This window comes from Streptomyces sp. SAS_272 (assembly GCF_052543235.1).
Genome location: NZ_JBMNDR010000152.1, coordinates 1 through 11,686, shown reverse-complemented (window position 1 = coordinate 11,686; position 11,686 = coordinate 1). Strand labels below are relative to the sequence as shown.

Sequence of the window (11,686 nt, the reverse complement as noted above, 5' to 3'; positions counted from 1 at the left end):
TCGCCTCATGTGGAGGTGCTCGAGGGGGAGTTGGCGCGGGTGTTGGGGCCGGTGGTGGCGCGGGTTCCGGTGGTGCCGTTGTATTCGACGGTGTCGGGTGAGGTGGTGGTGGACGCTTTGTTGGACGGGGGGTACTGGTATCGCAATCTGCGGGAGACGGTGGAGTTCGAGGGTGCGGCGCGGCGGTTGCTGGCGGAGGGGTTCACGGCGTTCGTGGAGTGCAGCGCTCATCCGGTGCTGACGGTGGGGTTGCAGGAGACGTTCGACGCGTTGGGCGCGGATGCGGCGGTGGCGGTGCCGTCGTTGCGGCGTGACGAGGGCGGCATGGAACGCTTCGCCCGCTCCCTGGGCATCGCCTTCAGCCACGGCGTTCCCGTCGACTTCACGCCCCTCCTCCCGCCCGCGCACACCACGGCGCCGGTCGGCCTGCCCACCTACGCCTTCCAGCACGCCCGCTACTGGCTCGAGTCCGCCGGCCGTCCCGGCGACGTGTCGGCCGCCGGCCTCACCGCCGCCGGACACCCCCTGCTCGGCGCGGTGATGGAACTCGCCGGCGCCGACGGCACGGTGTTCACCGGACGGCTGTCCCTGGCCGACCACCCATGGCTGGCCGACCACACCGTCGCAGGGACCGTGCTGCTGCCCGGCGCCGCGTTCGTCGACCTCGCACTGCACGCCGCGCACACCGTCGCCGCAACCCGCGCCGACGACCTCGTACTGCACGCACCGCTCGCCCTCCCGCCCGACGGCGCCGTGCTCCTGCAGGCGACCGTCGGGGCAGCCGACGCCGACGGACACCGCGAACTCACCGTCCACACACGGCCCGAGCCGGCCGGCGCCGAGCCCCCCGCGGACCGCGACACGCCATGGACGCTGCACGCGACCGCCACACTCGCCGCCGCCGCACCCGCCGCCGCCGCACCCACCGCCGGCGCCCCCGACGTCGAAGCCCTCGCCGCCTGGCCGCCGCCGGGCGCCACACCCGTCGACCTCACAGCCGCCTACGACCGGCTCGCCGCCCGCGGCTACCTGTACGGGCCCGCCTTCCAGGGGCTGACCGCTCTGTGGCAGCACGGCGAACGGCTGTACGCGGACGTCGAGTTGGCGCCCGGAACCGACCCCACAGGACACACCCTGCACCCGGCGCTCCTCGACGCCGCCCTGCACCCGCTGATCGTCGCCGCGCTCGACGCCGCCCCCGACGGCGGCCTCCCCCTGCGCATCCCCTACTCCTGGGACGGCGTGTCCCTACCGCCCGCCACCCCCGCCGCTGCTGCGCGGCTGCGGGTCGCGCTGACGCCCACCGGCGAGGACACCGTGCGTCTCGTCCTGGCCGCCCCCGACGGAACCCCGCTGGGCGCCGTCGACACCCTCACCGTCCGCGAGATCGACCCGGCCAGGATCGAAGCGCTGCGCACCGACCGGCTCCCGCTGCACACCCTGACCTGGAACGAGATGCAACTCCCCGCCCCCGACGGCGCATTCCCCCTCACCGCCGTCTGGGTCGGCGACGACCCGGCGGGCCTCGCCGCCGCCCTGGGGCTGCGCGACGAGCCCTACCCCGACATCGCGGCGCTCAGCGCCTCGGTGGCCGCCGGACGGCCCGCTCCGCGCACCGTCCTGACGAGCCCGCACGACGTGAGCGACCCGACCCGGGCAGCAGCCGAGACCTACCGGACCCTCACCCTCGTACAGGAACTGCTGGCCGACGAACTCCTCGCGGACAGCGCCCTGGCCGTCCTCGCGCACGGCGCGGAACCCGCGCCCGGCCGCGACCCGCACCCGGCGGACCTCGCCGCGGCGCCTTTGTGGGGGCTGCTGCGGGCCGCCGGCTCCGAGCACCCCGGGCGCACGGCCGTCCTGGACACCGACGACGACGCCGCCTCGCTGCGGGCCCTGCCCGCCGCCCTCGCCGCCGGCGAGCCCGAGCTGCTCCTGCGGCGGGGCACCGCACACGTGCCGCGGCTGCGCACCCGGCCCGCCGGCCCGCGCACGCGGCCGGCCGCCCTCGACCCGGACGGCACCGTCCTCGTCACCGGCGGCACCGGCGCCCTCGGCGCGCTGGTCGCCCGGCACCTGGTCACCCACCACGGCGTCCGGCGTCTGCTGCTCACCGGCCGCCGCGGCCCCGACGCCCCCGGCGCCGCCGAGCTCGCCGCCGAACTCACCGGCCTGGGAGCCACCGTCACCGTCACCGCCTGCGACACCTGCGACCGCGACGCCCTCGCCCGGCTGGTGGACGGCGTGCCCGCCCGCCACCCGCTCACGGCCGTCGTGCACGCCGCGGGCGTCCTCGACGACGGCGTCATCGCCTCCCTCGACCGCGAGCGCTTCGACACGGTGTGGCGCCCCAAGGCCGACGGCGCCTGGTACCTGCACGAGCTGACCGCGCGCCAGGACCTGGCCGCGTTCGTCCTGTTCTCCTCCCTCGCCGGGCAGGCGGGCAACGCGGGACAGGCCAACTACGCCGCCGCCAACACCTTCCTCGACGCCCTCGCCCACCACCGCCACGCCCTCGGCCTGCCCGCCACCTCCCTGGCCTGGGGCCTGTGGGGCGACAGCCAGGAGAGGGCGGGCGCCGGCCTCGCCACCGGCCTCGACGCGACGGCCCTGGCCCGCGCCGCCCACGGCGGCCTGCTGCCGCTGACCGCCGCCGACGGCCTCGCGCTCCTCGACGCCGCGCTCGCCACCGACGAACCCCTCCTGGTCGCCGCCCGGTTCGACCCGGCGGCGCTGCACGCCCGCGCCGCCGACGGCACCCTCGCCCACCGGCTGCGCGGCCTGGCGCCGCACACCGCACGCCGCGCCGCCGCACCCTCGGCCGACGCCACGGAACTGGCCCGGCGCCTTTCAGGCCTGGAACGGCCCCAGCAGGAGAAGGCCGTCCTCGACCTGATCCGCACCACCGTCGCCGCCGTCCTGGGACACGACGACGCCTCCCGCGTCGACGACGACCTCGCCTTCAAGACCGCGGGATTCGACTCCCTCACCGGAGGCGAACTACGCAAACGGCTCTGCGCGCTCACCGGACTCGCCCTGCCCGTCACCCTCGCCTTCGACCACCCCACCCCCAACGCGCTCGCCGGGTATCTGCTCCGCAAGCTCGAACCGGCCGCCGCGCAGCCGCCCCAGCTCGCCGAACTCGACCGCCTCGAGGCCGCCCTGGCGAGCCCCGCCGACGACGAGGACCTGCGCCGCGCCGTCGCCGACCGCATGGCGAACCTGCTCGCCCTGTGGTCGACGCCGGCCCGCGACGGCGCGCCTGACGACGCCGACGACGGCGCCGACCGCATCGAGTCCGCCTCCGCCGCCGACCTCTTCGACCTGATCGACAAGGAGTTCGGCGGGCTGTCGCGCTGACCGCGGGCCGCCCCACCGACCCCCTCCAGCACCGGCAGGAACCGAAGACACCGGCAAGAACCGAAGACACCGGCAGGAACCGAAGACACCGGCAGAAACCGAAGACACCGGCAGGAACCGAAGACACCGACAGAACGGAAACCCCATGAACACCCTCACCACCTGGAAGCAGCTCAGCAGCGGCGCCGCCGACGACGTCGTCCTCGCCGTCGACTTCGACGCCACCGGCCGCGGCGAGGCCCGTTTCAGCGACTTCGTGCCGCTGCTCGAGCCGGGCCACACCGTGTGGGAGACGCTGCCGCAGGCCGTCGCCTCCCGCCCCGACCTGCCCGCCGACGCCTACATCAAGCAGTGGGTCGACGAGGTCGCCACCAGCGGCAAACGCGTCAGGGCGATCCTCGCGTTCTGCGCGGGCGGGACCTACGCCGCCGCCCTGGCCGAGGAGATCGAGCGGCTCCAGGGCCACTTCCCGCAGACCGTCCTCTTCGACCCGGAGCGGGCCGCCGCCGCACCCATGTACTGGCAGTTCCACAAGGCCGTCGGCCAGATGGAGTCGACCCTCGGCGCGGCCGAGGTCGGCCCCGTCCAGGACGCCGCCCAGCGCGCCCAGGAAGAGTGCACCAGCCTCACCGACCTGGCCCGCCGGCTGCTGCTCCTCTACCACGGCATCGCCCAGAAGGCCTGCGCCAAGCTCGGCCTGGACGAACGGCGCCGCGCCGAGATGGTCGAGACGGCGGGCGGCTTCCTCAGCTACCTGTCCACCGCCGAGCAGATCGACCCGACCGCCGTCTGGAAGAAGTGCACCGCCATCACCTCCGCCACCCCCACCAGCGGCCTCAACGGCTTCCGCATGCTCAACCCCGACCACGGCGACGACCTCGTGGCCGAGGAGATCTTCTTCACGGTGCCGCACGTGGAGATCCTCTCGACGCCCGAGATCGCCCGGACGGTCTCCCGGCTCCTCGCCGCCTGACCCCGCCGCCGCAGCGCCCGCAACGGCCACCCGCGCCCCCTCCCTTTCCAGGTCACAGAAGGAATCCGGACATGACCACCACCACGCGTACGCAAGCGAACGGCCCGGCCCGTGCCGCCCTGACCGCGGCCACCCGCAAGGAGCAGGCGCTGTGGCTGCTGGAGAAGCTCGTCCCGTCCGGAGCCGTCAACAACCTGTCCCTGGTGTTCTCCACGAACGAGCCGCTGGGGGAGTGGGAGCTCCAGCAGACCCTCGACGCCCTGCTCGCCCGGCACGAGAGCCTGCGCACCGTGTTCCACGACGCCGACGGCGCCCTGGTCAAGCAGACCGTCGGCGCCGACCGGTTCGCCGTCCCCGTCGACACCCGGCCCACCGATGACGGCGGCGCCGAAGCCGCCGTCGCCCAGCTCGTCGCCCGCCCCTTCGCCTTCAACGGCCGGCCCCTGGTGCGGGCCGGCCACTTCCAGGGCCCCGACGGCGACGTCTTCTGCCTCGTCGTCCACCACATCGTCTTCGACACCGTGTCCGCCGAGATCCTCCTGACCGAGTTCACCCGCGTCTACGAGGCCGTCGCCGCCGGCCTCGCCGTGCCCGACGACCTCAGCGAGCCCCGGCCCGCCCTCAACTCCTCGCCCCCCTCCCCGCAGAGCCTCGCCTACTGGCGCCACCACCTGCGCGACTTCGACCCCACCGCGCTCGGCCTGAACTGCGGCACGGACGACCGCCCCGACCCGACCCTCACCGGCGACTGCGTCCTGCACACGCTCTCCGACGCCGCCCGGGACGCGGTCCGCCGCCTGCAGAAGGAACTGCGCGCCCCGGAAGCGGTCATCCTGCTCGCCGCCTACTACCTGCTGCTCGCCCGCCACGGCGCCGGCCCCGACCTCGTCGTCGGATCACCCGCCAACGTGCGCCCCGCCGCCTGCGCCGACGCCGTCGGCTACCACGTCAACACCCTCCCGCTGCGGGCCCGCGTCGACCTCGACGCCGGGTTCCGGGACCTCGCCGGCCAGGCCCGCGAAGCGTTCTTCGGCGCGATCAGCCACGCCGACGTACCCGTCGACGTCCTCCTCCCCGAAATCCAGCACACCGGCAGCACCTGGCGCAACACCCTCTTCCGGCACCTGTTCAACTACGTCCCCGACGTGGGGCCGACGACCTTCGAACTCGACGGCGCCACCGCCCGACGCCTCCTCGTCGAGAACGGCTACAGCAAGTTCGACCTGGAGTTCTTCTTCCTCTCCTCACCCGAACGACTCACCATCCGCGGCGTCCACTACACCGAGATCCTCAGCCGCACCGACACCGAACTCCTCCTGGAGCGCTTCGACGCCCTCCTCGTCGCCGTCGGCGACAACCCCGACCGGCCCATGGGGGAACTGTCCCTCTTCGGCGCACGCGACCACGCCGTCATCGACGCCGCCAACGACACCTCCACCGAGGTCGTGCCCGCCACCGTCCTGGAGGCCATCGCCCGCACCGCCCGCCGCACCCCGCACGCCGTCGCCTTCGAGGACGGCGAACGCACCGTCACCTACAGCCAGTTGTGGCACACCGCCCTCGCCGACCGCGACGTGCTGCGGACGGCCGGCACCCGGCCGGGCGACATCGTGGCCCTCGGCGGACGCCGCAGCCCCGAACTGGCCGCGGCCGTCCTGGGCACCTGGCTCGCCGGCGCCGCCTACCTGCCGCTCGACCCCGACCACCCCGCCCAGCGCACCGCCTACCTCCTGCAGGACTCCGGCACCCGGACCGTCCTCGCCGCCCCCGACTTCGACACCTCCCACGCCGCCGACGACGGCGTCCGCGTCCACCCCATGGCGGCCGTCGCCGCACCCCCCGACACCGAGACCCCCCACGACGACGACCTCGCCGCCGCCCCCGCCCCCGGCGACACCGCCTACCTGATCTACACCTCAGGATCGACCGGCAAGCCCAAGGGCACCATCCTCACCCACCGCGGACTGGCCAACGCCATCACCCACTTCGAGCGGGAGATCGCCCCCACCGCCGACGACGTCATGCTCTGGCTGACCACCTTCACCTTCGACATCTCCGCCCTGGAACTGTTCGTGCCGCTCATCGCGGGCGCCCGCGTCGCCGTCGCGCCCGACGCCGCCCGCAGAGACGGCCGCACCCTCCTCGACGTCCTGCGACGCCACCGCGTCGGCATCATCCAGGCCACCCCCACCACCTGGAACCTCATCGCCGACGAAGCCGGCGACCTCCTCGCCCCCCTGCGCGCCATCACCGGCGGCGAACCCATGCCGCCCGCACTGGCCCGCAGGATCACCGCCACCGGCTGCCGCCTGATCAACATGTACGGGCCGACCGAGACGACGATCTACTCGACCTGCGGCGACATCCCGCCCGGCGCCGCGACCGTCGACATCGGCGCCCCCATGGCCAACACCCACCTGTTCATCACCGACGCCGAAGGCCGCGAACTGCCCCTGGGCGTACGCGGCGAACTCTGCATCGCCGGCAGCGGCGTCGCCCTCGGCTACCACAACCGGCCCGAACTGACCATGGACCGCTTCGGCAGCCACCTCAAACTCGGCCTGTTCTACCGCACCGGCGACCTCGCCTGCTGGCGGCCCGACGGCACCGTCGCCCTGCACGGCCGCATCGACCGCCAGGTGAAACTGCGCGGCAACCGCATCGAACTCGGCGAGGTCGAAGCCGTCCTCCTCGAACACCCCGACGTCCAGGGCGCCGCCGTCGTCGTCGACGAAGCCGGCGCCGGACCCCTCCTGGTCGCCTTCGTCCAGACCGCCGCCGCCCCCGACACCGTCGCCGACCGACTCTGGGAGCACGCCCGGGCCACCCTGCCCGGCTCCTGCGTGCCACAGGAGTTCATCGTCGTCGACTCCTTCCCCTCGACCGTCAGCCACAAGACCGACTACCTCGCCCTCGAACGCCTCGCCCGCCAGCACCGCACCCGACGCGCCGAAACCGCCGGCGCCGACCCGTACGGCGGCGACACCCTCGTCGCCGAACTCGTCGCCCTGTGGCGGGAACTGCTGGAACGCACAGACGTCGACGCCGACGCCAACTTCTTCGCCCACGGCGGCCACTCCCTGCTCGGCGCCCAACTCGTCCAGCGCGTCGAGGACAGCCTCGCCACCCCCCTCGCCATGACCGACCTGTACGCGGACCCCACCCCGGCCCGCCTGGCCGCACGCGTACGCCGGGCCCGCGGAGAGGAACCGACCCCGTGACGACGCCCGCACCCACCGGCGACGAGGCCAGACTCCTCGACTACCTCAAGCGGATGACCGTCGACCTGCGCGAGGCACGCCGCCGCGTCCAGGAACTCGACGACGCCGCACACGAACCGATCGCCGTCGTCGGCATCGGCTGCGCCTACCCCGGCGCGGTCGCCACCCCCGACGACCTCTGGCGCCTCGTCGACACCGGCGCCGACGCCGTCGGAGACTTCCCCACCGACCGGGGCTGGGACCTCGACGCGCTCTACGACCCCCACCCGGACACCCCGGGCACCTGCTACACCCGCAACGGCGCATTCCTGCCCGACGCAGCCTCCTTCGACGCCCCGCTGTTCGGCATCACCCCCAAGGAAGCCCTCACCATCGACCCCCAGCAACGGCTCCTGCTGGAGCACAGCTGGGAAGCCGTGGAACGCGCCGGCCTCGACCCGCGCACCCTGCACGGCAGCCGCACCGGCGTCTTCGTCGGCGTCATGTACAACGACTACGGCGCACGCCTGCGCCCCGTCCCCGACGGCTACGAGGGCTACATCGGCAGCGGCAGCGCGGCCAGCGTCGCCTCCGGACGCATCTCGTACTCCCTGGGCCTGCAGGGCCCCGCCCTCACCGTCGACACCGCCTGCTCGTCGTCGCTGGTCGCCCTCCACCTCGCCTGCCAGGCCCTGCGCCGCGGCGAATGCACCGCCGCCCTCGCCGGCGGCGTCACCGTGATGGCCACCCCCACCGTCTTCACCGAGTTCGCCCGCCAGCGCGGCCTCAGCGCCGACGGCCGCTGCCGCTCGTTCTCCGCCGACGCCGACGGCACCGGCTGGGCCGAGGGCGTCGGCGTGCTCTACCTGGAACGCCTCAGCGACGCGGTCCGCGCCGCACGACCCGTCCTGGCCGTCCTGCGGGGCAGCGCCGTCAACCAGGACGGCGCCAGCAACGGCCTCACCGCCCCCCACGGCCCCTCCCAGGAACGAGTCATCCGCGACGCGCTCGCCGACGCCCGCCTCACCCCCCACGACATCGACGCCGTGGAGGCCCACGGCACCGCCACCACCCTCGGCGACCCCATCGAAGGCCACGCCATCCAGAGCGTCTACGGGACGGGACGCGACCCCGAACGACCCCTGCACCTGGGCTCGCTGAAATCCAACATCGGCCACAGCCAGGCCGCCGCCGGGATCGGCGGCGTCATCAAGATGGTCATGGCGATGCGCCACGGCGTCCTGCCCAAGACCCTGCACGCCGAACGGCCGACACCGCACATCGACTGGACGTCCACCCCCGTAAGGCTGCTGCAGGAGCCCGTCGACTGGCCCCGCACCGACCGCCCCCGGCGCGCGGGCGTCTCCTCGTTCGGCATCAGCGGCACCAACGCCCACGTCATCGTCGAAGAGGCCCCCGAGACGACGGCCGCCGCCGACACCCAGACCCGCGGCCGGGCCGCACCCGGCACGCCGGCCACCGGCGAGACAGCCCCCGAGACGACAGCACCGGGCACGACAGCCCCCGAGACGGCCTTCGCCGTCCCCCTCTCCGCACACACCCCCAAGGCCCTGCGCGCACAAGCGGCACGGCTCGCCGCACACCTCACGGCCCGCCCCGGCCTGCCGACCGGCGACGTCGCCCACGCCCTCGTCACCAGCCGCACCCTCTTCGACCACCGGGCCGTACTCATCGCACCCCGCCGCGACGCCCTCCTCGAGGGCCTGGACAAACTCGCCCGCGGCTCCGGCGCCCCGCACACCGTGCGCGGCGCCCCCGACACAGCCGCCGCATCCCCCTGCGCGGTGCTCTTCTCCGGACAGGGATCCCAACGCCCCGGCATGGGCCGCGACCTGTACGAGCGCTTCCCCGCCTTCGCCGACGCCCTCGACACGGCCTGCGCCGCACTGGACCCGCACCTCGAACTACCCCTGCGCGACGTCCTGTTCGCCACCGCGCAACCCCAGGACCTGATCAACCGCACCGCCTACACCCAGGCCGGCGTCTTCGCCGTCGAGGTCGCCCTGTACCGCCTCCTCGAACGGTTCGGCGTCACCCCCGGCTTCGTCGCCGGACACTCCATCGGCGAACTCACCGCCGCGCACGTCGCGGGCGTCTGGACACTGACGGACGCCGCCCGGCTGGTCGCCGCCAGAGGACGGCTCATGCAGGCACTGCCCGAAGGCGGCGCGATGCTCGCCGTGCAGGCCACCCCCGCCGAACTGCAACCCCTGCTGGCCGGCCGCGAACACGAGATCGCGCTGGCCGCCGAGAACGGCCCCGCCTCCGTCGTCGTCTCCGGCGACACCGCCGCCGTACAGGAACTCGACGCCCACTGGCGCGAACACGGCAGGCGGACCAAACGACTCCAGGTCAGCCACGCCTTCCACTCACCGCACATGGACGCCATGCTCGACGACTTCCACCGCGTCGCCAAGGAACTGTCCTACCACCGGCCGCACCTGCCCATCGTCTCCCACCTCACCGGCGAGACGTCCCCCCAAGCGCTCCTCACCCCCGAATACTGGGTACGCCACGTCCGCGAACCCGTCCGCTTCGCCACCGGCGTCCGCCGGCTCACCGCCCACGGCGTCACCGCCTTCGTCGAAGCCGGCCCCGACAGCGTGCTGACGCCGATGGTCGCCGAATGCCTCGACGGCGCGCCCGGCGACGCCGTCGCCCTCTCCCGCCGCGACCAGAGCGGACCCGAGGCGTTCCTGGCCGCGCTCGCACGGCTCCACGTGCGCGGCGCGGCCGTCGACTGGTCCGCGCAGCACGACGGCCAGACGGTCGCCCGCGCCGAACTGCCCACCTACCCCTTCCAGCGGCGCCGCTACTGGCTCGACGAGGTGACCCCGGCCACGCCCCGAACCGCGCGCGGCCCCGCACCCCAGGCCCCCGCCACCGACCAGGACCCGGACGGCGACGAGACATGGGCCGCCCGCCTCGCGGCGGCGGCGCCCGCCGACCGGCACGCGCTGATCCTCACCTGCGTCGTGGAAGCCGCCGCGGAGGTCATGGGCGCCGACTCGGCCGACACCGTCCCGCTCGGAACACCGCTGCTCGACCTGGGATTCACCTCCCTCATGGCGGTCGACCTGCGCAACAAGGTGACCCAGGCGACCGGAGTCGACCTGCCCCCCACGGTCGTCTACGACCACCCCACATTCGAAGCGATAGCCGGCCACGCGCACGCGCTGATGAGTACGGATTGAGGCTGCCTTTCATGTCGAACACGTCGCACCAGTCGTTCGGGGAAAACGCCGTGGCCGTGGTCGGCATCTCCTGCCGCCTGCCAGGAGGAGTGCACGGGCCGGGACAGTTCTGGAAGCTGCTGACCGAGGGCCGCGACGCCGTCCGGGACGTCCCCGCGGACCGCTGGAACGCCGACGCGTTCTGGAGCGACGACCCCTCGGCCCCCGGCCGCGCCGTGGCCCGGCGCGGCGGATTCCTCGACCGGGTCGACGGGTTCGACGCGCGGTTCTTCGGGATCTCGCCGCGGGAGGCCACGGCGATGGACCCCCAGCAGCGCCTCGTCCTGGAACTGGCCTGGGAAGCGCTCGAGAACGCCGGGACGGTCCCGGACCGCCTGCGGGGCAGCCGCGCCGGCGTGTTCGTCGGCGCGATGGCCGACGACTACGCGACCCTGGTGCGCCAGGCCGGTGTGGAAGCCGTCGGCACCTTCACCTCGACCGGGCTGGCCCGCAGCGTCATCGCCAACCGCGTCTCCTACCTGCTGGGCCTCACCGGCCCCTCGCTCACAGTGGACTCGGGCCAGTCGTCCGCGCTGGTCGCCGTCCACCAGGCCTGCCAGGCACTGGCCCGCGGAGACGTGGAGTGGGCCCTGGCCGGCGGCGTCAACCTGATCCTCGCCCCGGAGTCACAGGTGACCGTCTCGAAGTTCGGGGGGTTGTCGCCGCAGGGGCGTGCCTTCGTCTTCGACGAGCGGGCGGAGGGTTATGTGCGGGGCGAGGGGGGTGGCCTCGTGGTGGTGAAGCGGTTGTCGGACGCGGTGGCGGACGGCGACGACGTGGTGTGTGTGATCGCGGGCGGCGCGGTCACCAACGACGGCGGCGGCGAGGGTCTGACGGTTCCTTCTGCGGCGGGTCAGGAGGAGGTGCTGCGTCGTGCGTATGCGGATGCGGGGCTCTCG

Annotated in this window: 4 protein-coding genes and 1 pseudogene; all 5 read left to right on the top strand. The window is 74.0% G+C overall.

The window, feature by feature from the left end; genetic code table 11:
• On the top strand, positions 1-3,360 hold a 3,360-nt coding region (locus ACN6LD_RS40955; protein ID WP_445045812.1), incomplete at its 5' end, for a type I polyketide synthase.
• A gap of 145 nt (positions 3,361-3,505) precedes the next feature.
• A complete protein-coding gene (locus ACN6LD_RS40950; protein ID WP_319197866.1) occupies positions 3,506-4,333 on the top strand; it encodes a hypothetical protein in 828 nt (275 codons plus the stop codon).
• A gap of 71 nt (positions 4,334-4,404) precedes the next feature.
• Entirely contained in the window at positions 4,405-7,554 is a 3,150-nt protein-coding gene (locus ACN6LD_RS40945) for a non-ribosomal peptide synthetase (RefSeq protein WP_445045811.1), read from the top strand.
• Positions 7,555-7,583: 29 nt separating this feature from the next.
• A pseudogene (locus ACN6LD_RS40940) lies at positions 7,584-10,748 on the top strand (type I polyketide synthase); the annotation flags it as partial.
• Positions 10,749-10,759: 11 nt separating this feature from the next.
• Positions 10,760-11,686, top strand: a 927-nt coding sequence (locus tag ACN6LD_RS40935) for a beta-ketoacyl [acyl carrier protein] synthase domain-containing protein (RefSeq protein WP_445045810.1), incomplete at its 3' end; no start/stop codon positions are given.